This is a genomic window from Flavobacterium notoginsengisoli, from assembly GCF_042686225.1.
In the GTDB taxonomy this organism is placed as follows: domain Bacteria; phylum Bacteroidota; class Bacteroidia; order Flavobacteriales; family Flavobacteriaceae; genus Flavobacterium; species Flavobacterium notoginsengisoli.
The window spans coordinates 30341-51792 of sequence record NZ_JBHUOT010000006.1; the positions used below are offsets into that span (position 1 = coordinate 30341).

The 21452-nt window shown below is 33.7% G+C and carries 17 protein-coding genes; 11 read left to right on the forward strand and 6 right to left on the reverse strand.

All coding sequences use genetic code 11. The features are described 5' to 3' along the window. The first annotated feature begins 26 nt into the window (after window positions 1-26). From ACFS3A_RS14385 to ACFS3A_RS14400, 4 genes are all read left to right on the forward strand, one after another. Window positions 27-1406, forward strand: a complete 1380-nt coding sequence (locus ACFS3A_RS14385) for an exonuclease domain-containing protein (RefSeq protein WP_379826289.1) — start codon at window positions 27-29, stop codon at window positions 1404-1406. Window positions 1407-1446: 40 nt separating this feature from the next. Then, window positions 1447-2073, forward strand: coding sequence for an alpha-ketoglutarate-dependent dioxygenase AlkB family protein (locus ACFS3A_RS14390; protein WP_379826290.1), 627 nt, complete (start codon window positions 1447-1449; stop codon window positions 2071-2073). Window positions 2074-2230: 157 nt separating this feature from the next. Continuing rightward, a complete protein-coding gene (locus ACFS3A_RS14395; protein WP_379826291.1) occupies window positions 2231-2692 on the forward strand; it encodes a DUF1810 domain-containing protein in 462 nt (153 codons plus the stop codon). Window positions 2693-2939: 247 nt separating this feature from the next. Next, on the forward strand, window positions 2940-3686 hold the full coding sequence (locus tag ACFS3A_RS14400) for a hypothetical protein (RefSeq protein WP_379826292.1): 747 nt from the start codon (window positions 2940-2942) through the stop codon (window positions 3684-3686). 257 nt (window positions 3687-3943) lie between these two features. Here ACFS3A_RS14400 and ACFS3A_RS14405 read toward each other — a convergent pair whose 3' ends face one another. Next, window positions 3944-5353 carry an APC family permease gene (locus ACFS3A_RS14405; RefSeq protein WP_379826293.1) on the reverse strand — a complete coding sequence of 470 codons (1410 nt, stop codon included), beginning with the start codon at window positions 5351-5353 and terminating at the stop codon, window positions 3944-3946. A 366-nt stretch (window positions 5354-5719) separates the two neighbouring features. On the opposite strand from ACFS3A_RS14405, the gene ACFS3A_RS14410 reads away from it, so the two are divergent. From ACFS3A_RS14410 to ACFS3A_RS14435, 6 genes are all read left to right on the forward strand, one after another. After that, complete coding sequence (locus ACFS3A_RS14410) at window positions 5720-6103, forward strand: hypothetical protein (protein ID WP_379826294.1); 384 nt, start codon at window positions 5720-5722, stop codon at window positions 6101-6103. A gap of 53 nt (window positions 6104-6156) precedes the next feature. Next, window positions 6157-6555 carry a DUF5958 family protein gene (locus ACFS3A_RS14415; RefSeq protein ID WP_379826295.1) on the forward strand — a complete coding sequence of 133 codons (399 nt, stop codon included), beginning with the start codon at window positions 6157-6159 and terminating at the stop codon, window positions 6553-6555. 101 nt (window positions 6556-6656) lie between these two features. Next, window positions 6657-7001 carry a hypothetical protein gene (locus ACFS3A_RS14420; RefSeq protein WP_379826296.1) on the forward strand — a complete coding sequence of 115 codons (345 nt, stop codon included), beginning with the start codon at window positions 6657-6659 and terminating at the stop codon, window positions 6999-7001. Between the two features lie 32 nt (window positions 7002-7033). Then, window positions 7034-7792, forward strand: a complete 759-nt coding sequence (locus ACFS3A_RS14425; protein WP_379826297.1) for a methyltransferase domain-containing protein — start codon at window positions 7034-7036, stop codon at window positions 7790-7792. Window positions 7793-8150: 358 nt separating this feature from the next. After that, window positions 8151-9575, forward strand: a complete 1425-nt coding sequence (locus tag ACFS3A_RS14430) for a sensor histidine kinase (RefSeq protein ID WP_379826298.1) — start codon at window positions 8151-8153, stop codon at window positions 9573-9575. Next, a complete protein-coding gene (locus tag ACFS3A_RS14435) occupies window positions 9565-9948 on the forward strand; it encodes a response regulator (protein ID WP_379826299.1) in 384 nt (127 codons plus the stop codon). The genes ACFS3A_RS14430 and ACFS3A_RS14435 overlap by 11 nt, the downstream gene beginning before the upstream one ends. 4 nt (window positions 9949-9952) lie before the next feature. Here the strand turns inward: ACFS3A_RS14435 and ACFS3A_RS14440 are convergent, their stop codons facing one another. From ACFS3A_RS14440 to ACFS3A_RS14460, 5 genes are all read right to left on the reverse strand, one after another. Next, window positions 9953-11107, reverse strand: coding sequence for a C40 family peptidase (locus ACFS3A_RS14440; protein ID WP_379826300.1), 1155 nt, complete (start codon window positions 11105-11107; stop codon window positions 9953-9955). Window positions 11108-11420: 313 nt separating this feature from the next. Next, window positions 11421-13685, reverse strand: a complete 2265-nt coding sequence (locus ACFS3A_RS14445) for an aconitate hydratase (protein WP_379826301.1) — start codon at window positions 13683-13685, stop codon at window positions 11421-11423. A gap of 139 nt (window positions 13686-13824) precedes the next feature. Continuing rightward, the gene (locus tag ACFS3A_RS14450) at window positions 13825-16596 is read right to left on the reverse strand and encodes a bifunctional aconitate hydratase 2/2-methylisocitrate dehydratase (RefSeq protein WP_379826302.1); all 2772 of its coding nucleotides are present in this window, start codon (window positions 16594-16596) and stop codon (window positions 13825-13827) included. 412 nt (window positions 16597-17008) lie between these two features. Further along, window positions 17009-17962, reverse strand: a complete 954-nt coding sequence (locus tag ACFS3A_RS14455) for an AAA family ATPase (protein WP_379826303.1) — start codon at window positions 17960-17962, stop codon at window positions 17009-17011. Window positions 17963-18040: 78 nt separating this feature from the next. Beyond that, window positions 18041-19474 (reverse strand): peptidylprolyl isomerase, encoded by a 1434-nt coding sequence (locus ACFS3A_RS14460; protein WP_379826304.1) that lies wholly within the window; start codon window positions 19472-19474, stop codon window positions 18041-18043. Window positions 19475-19792: 318 nt separating this feature from the next. On the opposite strand from ACFS3A_RS14460, the gene ACFS3A_RS14465 reads away from it, so the two are divergent. Beyond that, on the forward strand, window positions 19793-21385 hold the full coding sequence (locus ACFS3A_RS14465; RefSeq protein ID WP_379826305.1) for a peptide chain release factor 3: 1593 nt from the start codon (window positions 19793-19795) through the stop codon (window positions 21383-21385). The last annotated feature ends 67 nt before the right edge of the window (window positions 21386-21452 follow it).

The following is a 21452-nucleotide window of genomic DNA, read 5'->3' on the forward strand; positions in this document are numbered from 1 at the left end:
ATAGAACATTTTACGTTAATATAAAGATGAAAAATACGGAATATGCTATAGTCGATATTGAAACCACAGGCGGAAATGCCAGTGGCAGCCGCATTACAGAAATTGCAATCATTATTCATGATGGTAAAAATGTACTGGATCGTTATGAAACCCTTGTAAATCCGGAGCAGGACATTCCTCCATCTATTTTTGGATTAACTGGAATCAATAATGAGATGGTTGCTAATGCTCCTATTTTCGATGATGTTTCAGAGAAGGTTTTAGAAATGCTGACCGACCGTGTTTTCGTAGCGCACAACGTCAATTTCGATTATTCATTTGTTCATCATCAATTGGAACAGGCAGGCTTTAAATGGTCGGCTAAAAAACTTTGCACCGTTCGTGCCGCCAGAAAAATCAAACCAGGATTAGGTTCTTACAGTTTAGGAAATCTTTGCAACTCATTAAATATATCTTTAGAAAACAGACACCGTGCGGGTGGAGATGCCGATGCAACTGCTCTCCTATTTTCTCTTTTATTAGAATGGGACGATGCAGGAGAAATCGAAAAAATGATCAAAAAAACAGCGCAAGATCAACGTTTACCGCCTAATCTTCCGCCAGACGACTTTAATAATTTACCTGAAAAACCAGGGGTATATTATTTTTACAATCAGGCGAAAAAAGTGATTTATGTAGGAAAAGCGATTAATTTAAAGAAACGAGTTTCGTCTCATTTCAGTGGTAATAATATTAATCCGCAGAGACAGCATTTTTTAAGGGATATTCACGGAATTTCTTTTGAAGTCTGTGCTACTGAATTAATGGCACTTTTACTGGAATGCACCGAAATCAAAAAACTATGGCCAACGTACAACAGAGCTTTAAAACGTTTTGAAGCCAAATTTGGCATTTATCAATACGAAGCCCGAAACGGTTATAAATATCTCGCCATTGGGAAAGTAAGTAAATTTCAGGTTTGTATCCATGAATTCAGCAGTTTGTATGAAGGCATTAATTTACTCCGAAGTCTGGCCGAACGTTTTGAAATTGATCATCGTTTCTGCAAATATTCAAAATCCGAAGAAGGAGAGTTTTTTCAGAACAATAATCCACAAAGCCTACCTGATGTTCTAATGCATAATGCACAAGTCGACAACGCCATTGATTATTTGTTAAACAACAGACCTTCTTTTGCCATTATCGATAAAGGAAAATCAAAAGAAGAGCGCAGTTGTATCTGGATTGAAAACGGACACTTTTATGGTATGGGATATCTTCCTTCGGATGTTTCTATTCATGAACCTTCAGACGTAAAAAATTATGTTACGCCTTATAAAAGCAACCAATATATCGAACAGTTGATTTTTTCTTATGCAGAAAAACATCCTAAAAAAGTATTCTTCAAAAAGCATCTCTTAACCTAAAATCAGATTAGAGAAAAATAGAGCTGTAAAAATTAAAATTATGACACTATTTAGCGATACCGAATTATTTACGACTGGACAAACAGGCAAGAAAATTTTTGATCTCCCAGACTGCGAACTGATTCTGATTGATAATTTTTTCAGTAAAGAAGAATCAGATTCTTTTTATGAAAGAATACTGCGTAAAACCAAATGGCGAGAATATGAAATGGAAGTTTATGATAAAACGTACACTGTCCCAAGAATGATTGCATGGTATGAAGATAAAGACAATGCTGGTGCAGATCCCAAAGGTCCCGACTGGACGTATGAATTATTAAAAATCAGAAGTCGTGTAGAGAAAGAAACCCAGCTTGATTTTAATAGTCTTCTGTTAAATTTATATCGAAACGGAAAAGATGGCGTAGGCTGGCACAGCGATCGGGAAGACAATTCTGGTAAAGATCCTGTCATCGCTTCTGTTACTTTTGGAGAAACGAGAATGTTTAAACTCCGCCATAAATTCAGAAAGGATATTCCACTGGTTGAGATTCCGCTTCACCATGGTTCTTTCTTACTGATGGCGGGCACTACGAATAGTTTTTGGCAGCATCATGTTCCAAAAACGGCTCGTAAAGTTTTACCCCGAATTAATTTAACTTTTAGGCAAACGCAACGTAATACGTAATGCATTCAGAACTAAAAACTAGCTGATTTATTAGCTTAATCCGCATGAGGAAAATTCTGTCGAAAAAAGTTAAAATACTGATTGTATGAACGTTTTATTAGGCTGAACCTTCCTTTTTTACTATTTTTGCAAACTTTTAAAATTATATAATACCATAATGGCTTATTCAAACAACGATTTAGCACGCTTCTTAGATGCGCAAAATAAACTTTATCTTACTGCTCTTTCTGAAATCGGAAAAGGGAAAAAAGAAACGCATTGGATGTGGTTTATTTTCCCTCAAATTAAAGGTTTAGGAAAAAGTGATACAGCAAATCTTTATGCCATTAACGATCTAAAAGAAGCTTCAGATTATTTGGAACATCCTATTTTAGGGAAACATTTAATAGAAATTTCAGAGTTATTATTAACCTTTAAAATGAAGTCAGCTGACGGAATTTTTGGTGATTTAGATGCCCGAAAATTACGTTCTTGCATGACCTTGTTTTCTTTGGTAGAAAATGCAAATCCAATCTTTCAGGAAGTTATGGAAGCTTTTTTCTCCGGAGAATCAGATCCGCTTACCATATCAATTATTAATTCAACTATAGAATCATCTCTTGAGACTGCTGTGATATAAATAGTAATCCCACTGATTTTTAAATTCTAAAGACATTGTTTTCTAAGCAATGTCTTTTTTTTTGTCAGAGATATAAAAGCTTGTACTCTTTATATTTAACGAAATTTCACTAAATAAAATCTAATTTACGATATATAATACTTCACTGAAAACATAAAAATACTTTAAAAGCAATGTTTTAAAGGAATTGTTCGTCTGGCATGTGTATTGGTTTTAAGTAATCAATCAACATTAAACCATAAGAATTATGAAAAAATCTATCCTTATTTTGCTAATCCTCTTTTTTAATTATACTGTTTCAAAAGCCTGTGATAAATGCGGCACTTATAACAACAGTGATTTCAAGATAAAATCTGCTTCGATAACTCATAAAGCAGATTTAGGTATTACAGTCTGGGATATTAAAGTAGAAGGAACAGCAGGCAATACCATGCCTAAACCCGTTGGACAATTAAATGGAGCTCCTGTTCTTGCCTATGTTTTTCCAACGACTTTAAAATCATCTGATATCGGTTTCGGTCAGGTTGAAGGAATTGTTGCTTTGGGTTTAACTTCACATCCTGACTTTGAAGACACACCACTTTGGGATGAAAATCTGGACGGAAATTATCTTAATGATGGTCTGGTCTGGCATGCCCATTGGGTTCTTCTCGTAGAAAACAAACGTGTTGGAGGTGGACTTTCTGTTAAAGAATTTACAAAAGGAGATCCAAATATTGTACTTCCTCCAACAAATCCAGGAATGGCGATGTATATGGATAGTCCCGGTTTTAATATTGTTACAAAAGGAAATTCTATAAAAGTTATTGTTCCGGATTTTCGAATTAACAATAAAACAAATTTCAAGTTCGATGCAGTAACCTGTTATATGGAAGTTAGTACGGGAGCTGGAGGCTCGCATGAAGACGACGGAGCAAAACCAATGTTGGGGGTTTATAAGGTTTATAACGTTGCCAGCGGCAATCTTTCGCTTCCGTATTCTGTTAAAAATTAAAAACATCTTATACAAGCCCAAAGATTAAAAGATTATTTAGGCTATTTAACTAATTCGCGTAGTTAAAAAATCAGCATAATCCTATTTAATTGGTTTAATCTAAGGGCTATTTTCAAGTTAATATCTTTCTGGTTTTTCCTTGAATATAGTAATTAATTTTGGTTAGAATTTGTTTCAAAAAAAGCGCCTTGATGATTTCAAGGCGCTTTAATTATTTATAAAGCTCTACAGTTTTAACCTAAAACTTAAAACTAAAACTATTCCTTAGGTTTTGTTAGATAATAAACTGGAATACCTGTCAGCATAATCAAAACTCCCCATCCGCAGGTTGAAAATTTTGTGATTAATAACGAAATACAAATTGCTGTTGCTATGATAATATAAAGCATTGGTAAAAACGGATATCCAAAAGCTTTATAAGGCCTTTCAACGTCTGGCATTTTTTTACGCAAAATGAAGATTCCATAAATTGTTAGAATATAAAAAATCAGAACAATTATAATTACAAAGTCTAACAAATCACCATATTTTCCTGTCAAACACAAAGCCGAAGCCCAAATACATTGCGCCCAAAGTGCCCAAGCCGGCACACTTGACTTATTTAAAACTGCTGCTTTCTTGAAGAACAATCCATCTTTTGCCATCGTATAATACACTCTTGCCCCAGCCATAATTAATCCGTTATTGCAGGCAAAAGTCGAAATCATAATCATAATGGCAATAATCAGTGTTCCAACATTTCCAAAAATATACTGAGCGGCCACAACCGCAACACGATCCGATTTTGCTGTAGCTATTTCATCAAAAGGAACCACTGCCAAATACATAATATTCGTTAGAACATAAATTATAGTCACAATAAAAGTTCCTAGAAACAAACTGAAACCAACATTACGTTTTGGATTTTTAATTTCACCGGCAATAAAAGTAACACCATTCCAGGCATCACTAGAAAATAAGGACCCTACCATTGCAGCGGAAATCCCAGAAATTAATGCCGCCCCTCCAATTGGTAACCAAGAGCCACTATCTTTATCAAATGTACGGGTACTCCATCCGTCTGCCCAGTTAGCATCCCAAATAGAAGCTTTTGCACCAAGCGTTAAGCCAAAAACTACCAATCCTAACAGAGACAAAATTTTAATAATAGTTAAAACTGTCTGTAAAATTTTTCCATTTTTAACTCCGCGGCTGTTAATATAACTTAATAACACAATGGTAAAAATAGATACCAATTGTGCTGCATTAAGCTTAAACGAACCCAATTCGTACAGTATATTTTCATCGCTGAAAGGTTCATATAGATAAGCGGCAAACTTTGAGAAAGCTACTCCAACAGCAGCAATTGTTCCGGTTTGGATTACGGCAAAAAAGCTCCATCCGTACAAAAAAGCAATAAGTTTATTATATGCTTCTTTTAAATAAACATACTGTCCGCCGGCTTTAGGAAACATGGCACTCAATTCGCCATAACTTACGGCAGCGATAATTGTAATTAATCCGGAGATCAGCCATATAAGGGTCAGCCATCCTGCTGATCCTACTTGTCGGGCTATATCGGCACTTACTATAAATATTCCGGACCCTATCATAGAGCCAACCACAAGCATGGTTCCATCTAATAATCCGAGTTCTCTTTTAAAATTTTCCTGGTCGTTTTCTTGCATTTTTATTGGTTTAGTGTTGGTTAAAGATATACTTTTTTTGGAAATTTTAGATTTTAGATTGTTGGTTTCAGATTACTAAAAACTTTTTGGGCGTATCCCGCCGAAAAAGGCGGGTCGGGCTTTCGGCTATATCTTTTACTCCGTTTCTCTCCGTAAAAGGATACCGCCTCTATCCCTTACGCAAACTCGTTTTCATAAGATTTTTTTATAAAGCGAATGCTATTACGGTTTTCCATAAAACACGCTTTACTTCTTTATCTAAATTTGAGAACTTAAAGTTGAATATATACATTACACCTAATATTCATTTACAAGTATTTTACTTTAATAAAAATAAACACTAACTAAAAAATTAATCAAATTAACATGAAAAAACTATCTCTACTTTTACTTTTAATAGTATTGAATTCTTGTGCCAATAATTATTATTTTGTAAACATCGATGAAGACGCTAATATTTACAATTCTAAAGATTGTAAAGAAGTAATAGCAGTAATCCCAAAGGGATATGGGGCTTATATCAATACAAGTGATAACAAATATCGAAAAGTTAAATGGAAGAAATATAAGGGATGGGTCATAAATCCCGTTTATAGCAATTCTATCATGTCTTCTAACAATTATAATTATTCAAATACTACTTATACAACACCCACTTCGTCTGGCGGATCAGTTCGTGTAAAAGGTTATACTCGAAAAGATGGAACATATGTATCTCCTCACACAAGAAGCACTCCTAAACGACGATAATCTTTAATATTTTAGCAATAAATATTCTTTTAGCAGATAACGTTTTTTAACCAATGAACCAATACGAATTATTAATCAATAAAATTGCACAAGACAAAATTGACTTTGATTTTGGAGTTCAGTTGTTATTGGATAACAATTATTCTTTCGAACAACTTTTTAAAACACTTCACTTTTATATTTTCAATTCCATTCCAAACAAAACAGATTACAATTCACAAGTGTATCAAATGGCATTACATACAATTCCATTAAAACCAACTTATACGCCTATTGTGATTCTTAAAAGTTTTCCAACAAAAATTGCTTTTAATAAATTGGCTTCACTTCCTGAAAATGAAAATCGAAAAATAATAATTTCATTACTTTGGATTTTTAAAATTACTGATACAGAAAGAAGGAATACCGAGTGTAGAAATGGATGCGGTCATTTTTGGCATGAGCTTGAATAACTTTAAAATTCAACTTTTCAGAGGTTTAATAGATTTAAATCCTTAATTTTATTTCAGAATTATCACACAGAATATTGTTTCTCATTTTAAACTTCAAACTCATGAAAAAAGTCAATTTTGCTCTTTTATTCTTTTTCGCAGCTTTAAACATGTCCGCACAAGATATTAAAGGTGACTGGAAAGGTGTCCTCAAGGTTCCCGGTGCAGAACTAAATCTTGTGCTACATATTACAAAATCAGAAAACAAATTAACCGCTACTTTAGACAGTCCTGATCAGAAAGCACTTGGAATACCTGTTACTTCAACCACGTTTGAAAATTCAACATTAAAATTTACTGTTGATAATCTAACAATCGAATACGAAGGAGTTCTTGACAAAAATCAAACTATCACCGGAACCTTTAAACAAATGGGACAAGCGCTTCCTTTAGTTTTTAAACGTTAAAGATTTTTATTAACTTTAGAAAAAACAATAATATGACTTGGGATCCAAAAAAATACAACGAATTTAAAGAAGAACGTTCCAAACCTTTTGAAGATCTCACAAGTCATATTATTGACAAACCCAACCTAAAAGTTATTGACTTAGGATGCGGAACTGGCGAACTAACCAAAAAACTATCGGAAAAATTAAATAGTCCAACAGTTTTGGGTATAGATAACTCATCCGAAATGCTGGCAAAAGCTCCTGTTCAAAAAAATCTACAGTTTGAAGAAAAACCAATTTTAGCACAACTGAGCGATACAGCCAAATGGGATCTTATTTTTTCAAACGCAGCATTACAGTGGATCGATAATCATTATGAACTTTTTCCAAAGATTATTTCTCGTCTAAATTCTGGTGGACAATTAGCTGTTCAAATGCCTCAGCAAAATGAAAATATTCTAAATAAAATACTTTTAAACTTAGTACAAGAAGAACCTTTTGCTTCCTACTTAAATAACTGGACACGTCCATCTCCTGTACTTACTTTAGACGAATATGCTAAAATTCTTTTCGAGAATGGTGGTCAGAACCTTGTCTTATATGAAAAAGTATATCCTATTATTTCTACTGGTCAAAATGATTTTTTTGATTTTATTTCCGGCTCAGCATTAACGGTTTATCAAGAACGTTTAAAAGACGATGAATTTGAAGAATTATCTGCTGAATTTAAAAAAAGAATAAATACATATTTTCCGAATGTTCCGGATATTTATGCCTTCAGAAGACTGATTATTTATGCCCAATTTTAATCTACGCTACCAGACAAAATATCAGCTACATTTCTTTCCTTCTATTTTTCTCTTTTTTTGTCTTAAAATCAAGAGTTTAAAATTTTATTTAAACAAAAAACATAAACAACTACCAAACAATAAGTTAAACAAAAAATACTTCGCTTGAAAATTTTTCATTTTAGATTCATTTTTTTGTAAAACTTATAAGATAAATTTCACTATATTTGAGAAAACCATTCCAAATCTAATTTTTAAGCGCCGATAATTTTAACAAGTGTTTAGTTTTAATTTTAACCAATCTTTCCCAAATAAGATTGTTTTCAAATTAAAAAAACACGTAAAGACACTTTATTATTAACCTACTAATTATAAGATTATGTCTAAGTTACAAGCTTTAAAAAACTTTCGTTTTCCGAATGTTTTCATTCTTATTCTAATCGTTTTTATTTCCTGTGCACTACTTATCTGCATTAATTTTTTTACCATTAAAATTTTATCCGCAAATAGAGCTTATGTCAATGGAGAATCTCATTATTCCAAATCACAAAAAGACGCATCCCGACATCTAATAACGTATCTCTATACCAAAAACCCGAATCAATGGAGGTTGTATCTGGAAGAGTTAAAGGTACCACAGGGTGATGGTATAGCCCGAATTACACTTTTAAAAGCCGGCGATAATACAATTGCCCGAAAAGGCTTTTTAACCGGCAGAAATCACGAAGAGGATTTAGATGATATTATTTGGCTTTTTGACAACTTCAAACATGTTTCTTTTTTATCAAAAGCAATTGACGAATGGGGAAAAGGTGATAAACTTATTTTTCGATTGTTTGTAATTGGACAAGAGATTAATGCGAAAATCAATCGAAATCTTTTAACCGTACAAGATCAGCAAAAATTCCTAAAAGAAGTAAGCTCTATAAGTGATCAACTTACAATTAATCAACGTAATTTCTCTAATACTTTAGGAGAGGGAACTCGAAAAATAAAGGATTTACTCATTATTACAAATGTATTTTTCATTCTGATTATTATTTGTAGTGTATGCCTCTACTATTCAATTATGGTCAAAAGACTTTTAGTGTCAAAAAAAGAAACAGAAGTCAAAAATGAAAATTTAGTTATTGTAAACCGGGAATTAGACCGATTTGTCTACAGCGCTTCACATGATTTAAGATCTCCAATCACTTCCTTAAAAGGTCTTATTGAAATCACAGCACTGGAAGACGATGTTAATCAGATTCGCAACTACCTTCAAATGATGCACCAGAGTCTGGCTCGTCAAGATCAATTTATAAGCGACATCATTGATTATTCTAAGAACAAAAGAAAAGAGGTAATCATGGAACCGGTAAGCTTAAAAGAATTGTTTAATGAAGCCATTCTGCAGTTAATGCATATAGAAAATGCAAACAGAATAAAATTTACTCAGGAACTTCAGGTGGATCAAATTGAAAGCGACAGCCTTCGTCTAAAAATTATTATCAACAACTTAATATCGAATGCGATAAAATATGCTGACTGTAGCAAACAAGAAATGTTTATTACCGTCAAAACCTATCTTAGTGAGGGTTTAAATAAAATTGAAGTTGCCGATAACGGAATAGGAATTCACGATGAACATAAAGAAAATATTTTTGATATGTATTTTGGAACAAACAAAAATAAAGGCTCCGGACTGGGCTTATACATTGTAAAAGAAGCTGTCGAAAACATTAAAGGCGATATTAAGGTTTTCTCTGAAAGCAGCATTGGAAGCAAATTTATTGTAACTATACCAAACTCACATGCCATTTAGATCTCAATTTATTATTATAGAAGACAATTTAATTGATCAGTTTGTCACTAAAAAATTACTCAAAAAAGGACTCGATATTAATCCGTTGTTTATTGCAAACAATGGAAAAGAGGGGCTAGACTGGCTTATAAAACATCCAAATCACCAATCGCTGGTTATACTTTTAGATATCCAAATGCCTATTATGGACGGATTTGAATTTCTGGATGAATTTGCAAAACTTGCTGAAGACGTAAAAGATAAAATCGAAATCTTTGTACTTTCCTCCACTTTAGACAGTGATGAAATCAAGAAAGTAAAAGACAACAAATATGTTTCTGATTTTTGGAATAAGCCCTTCAGATTGGAATTATTACAGAGGACTTTCGTTTAAAGGACTATTCTAAAACGCGATTTACCTGAGAAAATGTTCTGGTATAATATGGTTCTTTTGTAGAAGAAATCATTACGCCGCCATGAGTAGATGAATGCACGAATTTAATTTCTCCATCAACATTTTCAACAACCATTCCAACATGATTTATATGCCTTCTACCGTTAGTTCTAAAGAAGATTAAATCTCCTTTTTGAGCTTCATCTGAAGCAATTTTTGTTCCGATTCTTGATTGTTCTATTGAACTTCTTGGCAATTTAATATCAAAGTTACCAAAAGTACAAAACATTAATCCTGAACAATCAAAACCTGCTTTTGTGGTACCTCCTGATCGATATCTAATTCCGATATTTTCAGTAGCATTAGCTATTATCTGGTCGATTAAGCCTGAATGACTCCCTATACTCCTAATGTATGTGGAATCTTTTTTTATTTCCGGTGCCGTTTCTGCAATTTGAGAAAGAGAAGAAACTACATTTTCATTAGATTCCTGAATTGTTTTTGCAGCCTGAATTACGTCCAATTTTTCTTTTGGAACCCGAATTTTCAGAACATAACCTACAGGCATCTTCCTTTTAATTGATGGGTTTTGACGTTCTAATTCTGCAACTGAAATTCCATATTCCTTAGAAATACCATATTTTGTCTCTTTAGCTTTGACTTCTCTTGTCAGTTCTACATCTGCCACAACTAGTTCCGGTACATTTTGATTTGTTTTTTCATCAACCGAAGCGATATTGTTTGAAGGAATAACAATCTGCTGTCCTATTTTTAATCCTTCTGTCTCCAAAAGTGGATTTGCTTTTTTTAAATCATCGACAGAAATATTATATTTCTTTGAAATTCCCCAAAGTGTTTCTTTGGCCGCTACTTCATGTGTTCCTGAAGAAATATCAAAAGAAGTATTATTTATAGCAAGTTCAGAAGGTTTTGCTTTTGAAGTATTTTTATTTTTATTAGGAATTAAAAGTATCGAATTTAGTTTTAAGATTTTGGGGGCATTTGGATTAGCATCTGTAATCTCTTTTACTTTTACTCCATATTTTTTAGCAATAACAGAAAGGTTGTCTCCTTGTGAAATTTTGTGCTTTATAAAATTCTGCTGAGAAAAAGCTCCAAAACTAAAAAAAAACAATACTATTATTAACCTATAAACCATATTTCCTGAATTACATTTTTATTACTATTTCAAGAGTTTAAAAACACTTCATTTTAAACTCGAAAAAATCATTTTTATTACGTGCATGGCGAATTTAACTTTTTAAAGTAAAAAAACCTCGACTTTTAACAACTATTTTTTATCAAATCATCAAATTTAAAGCTCTCTTAATATCAAAAAAGACTTCTTTATTGAGTTTCAGATTATTACATTTTTTAATAAATTTTCATATATTTTTATACGTTTTTAGATAGAACAACAATAAAAAACGCCCTGTTTTCACAGAGCGCCAAATATTGATTATTTATTAAAATTAAGCTTTTCCGGCAGCAATTAAATTTAATGCAGAACCAGCAACAAACCAGCCAATCTGTCCGGCATTATAAGTATGATTTGCCAAAATAATATCTTTTGTACCATTTGCATGAACAAATTCCAGTGTTAGCGGTTTTCCCGGAGCAAATTCAGTTAAGTCTAAGAAATTGATTGTATCATCTTCCTGGATTTTATCATAATCTGCTTCGTTTGCAAAAGTCAATCCTAACAGACCTTGTTTTTTAAGGTTTGTTTCATGGATACGAGCAAAAGATTTTACCAATACCGCTTTAACTCCTAAGAAACGAGGTTCCATCGCAGCATGTTCACGGGAAGAACCTTCTCCATAGTTATGATCTCCCACAACAATAGAAGGAACTCCAGCTGCTTTATAAGCACGAGCAACTGCAGGAACTGCATCGTATTGCCCAGTCAATTGATTTTTAACCGAATTTGTTTTTTGATTGTAAGCATTTACCGCACCAATCAGCATATTGTTAGAAATATTATCTAAATGCCCACGGAAACGTAACCAGGGTCCAGCCATAGAAATATGATCCGTTGTACATTTTCCAAAGGCTTTGATTAACAATTTGGCACTTGTAATATTTTTTCCATCCCAGGCATCAAAAGGAGCTAATAACTGCAAACGCTCAGATGCTGGATTTACCACAACCTGAACTCCTGAACCATCTTCAGCAGGAGCCTGAAATCCCGGATCTTCTGCATAAAAACCTTTAGCCGGAAGTTCGTCTCCTGTTGGAGCATCCAGCATTACTTCTTCTCCATCTTCATTAATTAATTTATCCGTTAATGGATTGAATCCTAAATCTCCAGCAATTGCCATTGCTGTTACTAATTCCGGAGATCCCACAAATGCCAACGTATTAGGATTTCCATCTGCACGTTTGGAGAAGTTACGATTAAAAGAGTGAACTATAGTATTCCTTTCTTCTTTTTCAGCACCTTCTCTGTCCCACATACCAATACATGGTCCACAGGCGTTAGCAAAAACAGTTGCCCCAATTTTATGAAAAGTATCGATAAATCCATCTCTTTCTATAGTTGAACGAACTACTTCAGAACCCGGAGTAATAGTAAACTCTGCTTTTGTTTTTAAGTTTTTATCTGCAACTTGCTTTGCTAAAGAAGCTGCACGGGAAATATCTTCGTAAGAAGAGTTCGTACATGAACCAATTAATCCAACCTGAATTTGTAATGGCCAGTTGTTTTTGATTGCTTCCTCTTTCATTTTAGAAATTGGAGTAGCCAAATCTGGCGTAAAAGGTCCGTTTAAGTGTGGCTCTAATGTCAATAAGTTGATCTCAATTACTTGGTCAAAATATTGTTCCGGATTTGCATAAACTTCCGGATCTCCCGTCAAATAAGATGCAATTTTATCAGCAGCATCAGCAACATCAGCACGATTTGTAGACCTCAAATAGCGTCCCATTGAATCATCATAACCAAAAGTTGAAGTTGTAGCTCCAATTTCAGCCCCCATGTTACATATAGTTCCTTTACCCGTACAAGACATAGACGTTGCTCCTTCGCCAAAATACTCAACAATTGCTCCAGTTCCTCCTTTTACAGTCAAAATACCGGCAACTTTAAGAATAACATCTTTTGGAGCCGTCCATCCTGATAATTTACCAGTTAGTTTCACTCCAATTAGTTTCGGAAATTTAAGCTCCCACGCCATTCCAGACATTACGTCGACAGCATCGGCACCACCTACACCAATCGCTACCATTCCTAAGCCTCCTGCATTTACTGTATGAGAATCAGTTCCAATCATCATTCCTCCTGGAAAAGCATAATTTTCAAGTACTACCTGGTGAATAATTCCTGCTCCTGGTTTCCAAAAACCAATTCCGTATTTATTAGAAACTGAAGATAAGAAATCGAATACTTCATTACTTTGTGTTTTCGCTCTGGCCAAATCGGTTGCCGCGTCTATTTTTGCCTGAATCAAGTGGTCACAGTGTACTGTTGTAGGAACCGCTACTTTTGATTTACCAGCATGCATAAATTGCAACAATGCCATTTGTGCTGTTGCATCCTGACACGCTACACGGTCTGGTGCAAAATCAACATAATCTACTCCTCTTCCAAATGCCTTTGCTGGATTTCCATCCCAAAGGTGATTGTATAAAATTTTCTCTGTTAAAGTAAGTGGACGTCCCACGATTTCTCGTGCTTTATCAACACGAGAAGGCATGTTTTCATACACTTTTTTAATCATTTCGATATCAAAAGCCATAAGTATATAATTGTTTTTTGTTTTTTTCTGTTTATTTTGACATCACAAGTTACGAAAAATAGAAGTGGTACAAAAGAAAAAGCCCGAGTTTATCACTCGGGCTTTCTATATATAATGATTATAACTAATCCTATATTTATTACATAACTAACTGTTTATTAGAAGGCGCAAACTTAGTTAAGTTAATACCATCTACAGCAGCAGTATACTCTTCAATAGTAGGAGTTCTACCTAAAATTGTAGATAAAACTACAACTGGTGTAGAAGAAAGTAAAGATTCTCCTTTTTTACCTTCCGTATCTTCCACAACTCTTCCCTGGAAAAGACGCGTTGAAGTTGCCATCACTGTATCTCCTTTTGCCGCTTTTTCTTGATTACCCATACAAAGGTTACAACCTGGACGCTCTAAATATAACATGTTTTCGTATTCTGTACGTGCAGCACCTTTTGGTGCATTATCGTCAAATTCGAAACCAGAATATTTCTGCAACACTTCCCAGTCTCCTTCTGCTTTCAATTCATCTACAATGTTATAAGTTGGAGGTGCAACTACAAGAGGTGCATTAAATTCAACTTTTCCTGTTTGTGCTTCTACGTTTTTCAACATTTGAGCAAGGATTTTCATATCTCCTTTATGAACCATACAAGAACCAATAAATCCAAGATCAACTTTTTTCACTCCACCATAGAAAGATAAAGGTCTAATAGTGTCGTGCGTATATCTTTTTGAAACATCAGCATTATTTACGTCTGGATCAGCAATCATTGGCTCAGAAATCAGATCTAAATCAACCACAACTTCAGCATAATATTTAGCATTTGAATCTGGAGTTAAAGCAGGTTTTTCAGCCGATTTAATTTCTGCAATTCTTTTATCCGCTTTGTTGATCAATCCCTGAAGAACGTGTTTATCATTATCCATTCCTTTATCGATCATGATTTGGATTCTGCCTTTAGCAATTTCCAATGATTCGATCAAAGTTTCATCTTCAGAAATACAGATAGAAGCTTTTGCTTTCATCTCTGCAGTCCAGTCTGTAAATGTAAATGCCTGGTCAGCCGTAAGCGTACCAATGTGAACCTCAATGATTCTTCCCTGGAATACGTTTTCACCACCAAATTGGTGCAACATCTGGGCCTGAGTAGCATGAACCACATCACGGAAGTCCATATATCCTTTCATATCTCCTTTGAAAGTCACTTTTACAGATTCCGGAATTGGCATTGAAGCTTCGCCGGTAGCCAATGCAAGAGCAACAGTTCCTGAGTCAGCACCAAAAGCAACACCTTTTGACATTCTTGTATGAGAGTCACCTCCAATAATGATAGCCCATTCGTCAATTGTAATATCATTAAGTACTTTGTGGATTACGTCAGTCATTGAATGATAAACACCTTTTGGATCACGAGCTGTGATCAAACCGAAATCATTCATGAATTTCATTAATTTAGGAATATTAGCCTGCGCTTTTTTATCCCAAACTGATGCTGTGTGACAACCTGATTGGTAAGCACCATCAACGATTGGCGAAATTACTGTAGCCGCCATAGATTCTAATTCCTGAGCAGTCATAAGACCAGTCGTATCTTGCGATCCTACGATATTCACTTCAACACGAACATCAGAACCTGCGTGTAATACTTTACCCGGAGCGATACCAACAGCATTTTTGTTGAAGATTTTTTCGACAGCAGTAAGACCTTGTCCTTCGTGTGAAATTTCTTTCGATGGAGCAAACACAAGAGGCGCTTCAACGTCTAAAACTTTTGCTGCTAATGTTTGTAGTTTTTTACCAAATACAATAGCGTACGAACCACCAGCTTTAATGAATTCCATTTTCTGAGGTGTAAATGCCTTAGAAATGTCAATTAATTCCTGATCTCCGTTATATAATTTTTTCTCTTTAATATTAATTGTCAATACAGTTCCAGTTGCAACAGAATAAGTCTGCTCCAGAATTGGCTCATCGTTTTCGTTACGTAAAACGTTACCATCTGCATCCACTTTTTTAACCCAGTTTTTAAGATCTAATCCAATACCACCAGTAACATCAACTGTTGTTAAGAAAATTGGAGAAATTCCATTTGTTCCACCAACGATTGGAGCGATATTAACGAAGGGAATATAAGGACTTGCTTGTTTTCCTGTCCAAAGTGCCACATTATTTACACCTGACATTCTAGAAGAACCAACCCCCATTGTTCCTTTTTCAGCGATTAACATTACGCTTTTATCCGGATGTTGTGCTTGTAACGCTCTAATTTCTTGCTGTGCCTGAGGAGTAATCATACACTGACCATGAAGTTCACGATCTGAACGAGAATGCGCCTGATTCCCAGGAGAAAGTAAATCTGTTGAAATATCTCCTTCACCAGCGATAAAAGTAACCACTTTAATTTCGTCAGCTACTTCTGGTAATTTTGTAAAAAATTCTGCCTGAGCATAACTCTCAAGAATTTCTTTTGCAATTTCATTATTATTTCTGAATGCCTCTACTAAACGATCTGTATCTGCCTCGTAAAGGAAAACCTGAGTTTTTAAAACTTTTGCCGCTTCTTTTGCAATAACAACATCATTACCTAATGCCAAATCAAGCAAAACCTTGATAGAAGGCCCACCTTTCATGTGTGACAATAACTCAAAAGCAAAAGCCGGAGTAATTTCTTTCACTTCAGATTGACCAAGAATGATCTCTTTTAAGAAGTCTGCTTTTTCACCGGCAGCACTAGTAGTACCTGGTAATGTATTATAAATAAAAAATTTAAGAGAATCTTCTCTGTATTCATTATCTAAATCTTTAATTTGAGAAATGATTTCGCTTACTAATTCAGCTCCATCAATTGGCTTCGGATGAAGACCTAAGGCTTTTCTTTCTTCAATTTCTTGAATGTAATCTTTGTAAGTATTCATAATTAAGTAGAAGTATTTTTTTTTGTACGCAAATTTAAAGATTAAAGCTGAGAATTAAAAAAAATATAATAGAAGTCGACTTTTTAAAAATTATTATTGTTAAAAAACGATTTTCAATGCTTGTTTTTGACAAAAAATCAATTTTAGAATCGAAAATTGATTTTTTGATATTTTAAAATCTTTTCTTTAACAAAGTCGAAATTTGATGTTACAAACTAAGTAGGATTTTACCTCTATTCACAAGAAGAATCGTTCTAAATAATCAATTATAACGTTATAGTTAGACTTTTTAAGTATCTACTTTTACTATTTTTAAGTACATCAAGATTATTGGTATTATAAAAGCAAACACATATAAAAGCAAAAAAGTCTGACACAATTATCAGACCTTTTTTAATATGAATTTTATAATTTACATCAACTTTTGAATAATAACCTCTTCCGTTATTCCCTCAGCATCTGCTTTATAGTTTTTAATAATTCTGTGTCGCAAAATTCCGGTTGCAACAGCCTGAACATCCTCAATATCCGGAGAGAACTTTCCACTAAATGCAGCATGTGCTTTTGCAGCTAAAATTAAATTCTGCGAAGCTCTTGGACCTGCTCCCCAATCAAGGTAATTTTTTACAAAATCATTTGTTAATGCATTATCCGGACGAGTTTTACTAACCAAAGTGACTGCATATTCAATTACATTATCAGCTACTGGAATTCTGCGGATTAAATGTTGGAAGTCTATAATTTCCTGTGCTGAAAATAACGGATTAATAACTGTTTTGACATCAGAAGTAGTACGTTTTACTACTTGTACTTCTTCTTCAAAAGTTGGATACTCTAATTTTATGGCAAACATAAAACGATCTAACTGAGCTTCAGGCAAAGGATATGTTCCTTCCTGCTCAATTGGATTTTGAGTTGCCAAAACAAAATAAGGTAAATCTAATTTATGATGTTGTCCTGCAATAGTAACAGATCTTTCCTGCATCGCTTCAAGCAAAGCAGCTTGTGTTTTAGGTGGTGTTCTGTTAATTTCATCTGCCAGAATAATATTAGAGAAAATTGGTCCTTTAATAAATTTAAAATTTCTGTTTTCATCCAAAATTTCACTTCCTAAAATATCAGAAGGCATTAAATCAGGCGTAAACTGAATTCTTTTAAAATCTAAACCTAAAGCTTGAGATAATGTATTAATCATTAAGGTTTTTGCCAAACCTGGAACACCAATCAAAAGTGCATGCCCCCCGGAAAAGATACAAAGCAAAATTTGATCCACAACGGCATCCTGCCCTACAATGATCTTCGCTATTTCTTTTTTTAATTCGTTTCTTTTTTGAACTAAATTATGAATTGCTGTTACGTCAGACATTTATGAGTATATTTTAAATTAAAAAGAGTTAGTTCTACGAATTCATAAAACTAACTCTTTTTATTTATTTAATAAAAATTATTTTTTCAACCAGTTGTTTGCGAATTCACATTCTTTGTACTCGCCAATAATTTTAATATAGGTATCTTTAATCTTATTATCAAACCATTTTGCAATTGCATTAATCTGTTTTTCTTTTAAAGCCAATTCTTTGATTTTGGTATAATCTTTAGCATAATCTGCTGTATGATCTTCAATACGATTTGTAACTGTAATTAACTTGTAAGTCTTTTTACCTTTATCATCAGTATTTAAAATCGGCTGAGAAATCTCATTCCCTTTTAAATTAGAAACCTGGCTGTATAAAGTCGGATCCATTTTTGTCAATTCAAAACGTGTATCCTGAGTTGTCGGATTTACTAAAGTTCCTCCGTTAGCTTTTGTTTCTTTTTCATCAGATTCTGTTCTGGCAGCATCTGCAAATGATATTTCGTTACCAACAATTTTATTTCTGACATTGGTAATTCTTTCTTTTGCTTCTTTTAAAGCTGCTTCAGAAACAGTTGGAGCGATCAAAATATGACGTAACTCCACTTCCTGTCCTTTAATTTTTTCCACCATAATAATATGGAATCCGAAAATTGTCTCAAATGGTTGAGAAATTTCTCCTGCCTGTAAACTGAACGCAACATCTTTAAATTCTTTTACGAAAGGAGTTTTTCTATTCATTTTGTAATAACCTCCATTTGGAGAAGATGCAGGATCCTGAGAATATAAAACGGCTTTTGTAGCAAAACTTGAACCATCTAAGACATCTTGCTTTATAGCATTTAATCTATCGATAACTTTTTTCTTATCTTCTGGAGAAATTTTAGGTTCTACTACAATCTGTGCTACTTCCATTTCGGCACCAAAAGTTGGCAATTCATCTTTTGGGATTTTCTTAAAGAAATTACGAACTTCTTCCGGAGTAATTTCTACATCTTTAATAATTTTATCTCTCATTTCAGAAGCAAGTTTTTGCTCTTTTAAGATGTCAGCAAAGTACGTTTTAAACTCTTCTACAGAACTTTTTTTATAATATTCAACAACTTTATTTATATCTCCTCCTACTTGCTGCGTCATATAATTTAAACGCTCTTCCATCATACCTCTAACTTCGGCATCACTAACAATAATACTATCCTGAATTGCCTGATGAGCATATAATTTATCTTCCAGAAGTTTTCCAAGCATTTGACATCTTGTAATATCTTTTATTGATCCTCCCTGAGCTGTAATTTCAAGAAATCCTTTATCAATATCAGAATCTAAAACAATATAATCTCCTACGGTTGCTATAATTCCGTCTACTTTTAATTTTCCACCTGTAGGTTTTTCAACAGGCTTTTCAGCAACAACATCAGGAATTATTTCTTGTGCTGAGATAATTGGAGCACAAAAAAGGAAAAAACAAATTGCCAATACGAATTTGTAATCAATTGTTTTTAGCTGGAACTTTTTTAATAACATTATTTTAAAATTTATTTGAATGTAAGTCTGTTTTAGATAATCCTCTAAAATTCTTCTGTCTTGGATAACTCCAACAACTTAAAGAATTAAAGTATAGTTCTTTTGTAACTTATAACGAACAAAAATAACAATTCAATTACATAATACAACTATCTGATATACTATTAACAAAAAATTATGGGATAAGAAGTTTGTTGTTTAAAACAGTCTTATTTTTTCGAAAAAAAGCTCAACAAATAAAGACTTCTAAATTTTAGGAAGTGAATATTTTTATAAAGTCGTATTTAATAGTACTTTTGCAACCTATTTATACGAAATATGAGCTTTTTAAAAGAAATACAACGCAGAAGAACATTTGGAATTATCTCGCATCCCGATGCCGGTAAAACCACATTAACGGAAAAATTACTGTTATTTGGAGGTGCTATTCAGGAGGCCGGAGCGGTAAAAAATAACAAAATTAAAAAAGGAGCAACGAGTGACTTTATGGAAATCGAACGCCAAAGAGGTATCTCGGTTTCAACTTCTGTGCTTGCTTTTAATTATAAAGATAAAAAAATCAACATCCTTGATACTCCCGGGCACAAGGATTTTGCTGAGGATACATTTAGAACCTTAACTGCTGTTGACAGCGTAATTGTTGTAATCGACGTTGCAAAAGGGGTTGAGGAACAAACAGAAAAATTGGTTGCAGTTTGTAGAATGCGTAACATTCCGATGATTGTTTTCATTAACAAATTAGACCGTGAAGGTAAAGATGCTTTCGATTTGATGGATGAAGTGGAACAAAAACTTGGATTGAAAGTTACTCCATTAAGTTTCCCAATTGGAATGGGTTATGACTTTCAGGGAATCTATAATCTTTGGGAAGAAAACATCAATCTTTTCAGTGGAGACAGTCGTAAAAATATTGAAGAAACAATTGCTTTTTCTGACGTACAAAACAACCCGGAATTAGATAAAATTGTGGGAGAAAAAGCAGCCGAAAAACTTCGTGAAGAATTAGAATTAATTGATGAAGTTTATCCAAAATTTGAGCGTCAGGATTATTTGGACGGAAAAATCCAGCCTGTATTCTTTGGTTCTGCTTTAAATAACTTTGGAGTTCGCGAATTATTAGATTGTTTCGTTGCAATCGCTCCGTCTCCAAGACCTAAAGATTCTGAAACTCGTACAGTTGAGCCAACAGAAGAAAAAATGTCTGGATTTGTTTTCAAAATCCACGCTAACATGGATCCAAAACACCGTGACCGTTTAGCATTCATCAAAATTGTTTCAGGAACTTTTGAAAGAAACAAACCTTATTATCACGTTCGCCAAAAGAAAAACTTAAAATTCTCAAGTCCAAATGCCTTTTTTGCTGAGAAAAAAGAAATTGTAGATATTTCTTATCCTGGAGATATTGTTGGTTTGCACGATACTGGAAACTTTAAAATTGGAGATACTTTGACTGAAGGTGAAGTAATGAGTTTTAAAGGAATTCCAAGTTTCTCTCCGGAACACTTTAGATACATCAACAACGCTGACCCGATGAAAGCGAAGCAATTAGAAAAAGGAGTTGACCAATTAATGGATGAAGGAGTTGCTCAGTTGTTTACTTTAGAGATGAACAATCGTAAAGTTATTGGAACTGTTGGAGCACTTCAGTATGAGGTAATTCAATATCGTTTAGAGCATGAATACGGTGCTAAATGTACATACGAAAACTTTCCTGTTCATAAGGCTTGCTGGGTAAAACCTGATGATACTAAAAATGAGGAATTCAAAGAATTTAAACGTATCAAACAAAAATTCCTTGCACATGATAAATATGGGCAATTAGTATTCTTAGCTGATTCTGATTTTACGATTCAAATGACGCAGAGTAAATATCCTAGTGTAAAATTATTCTTTACATCTGAGTTCGACTAAAAAATATTTTATTGAAGTAAAAAGGCTGTTTAAAAAAATAAACAGCTTTTTTTTATTCCTTTTTATC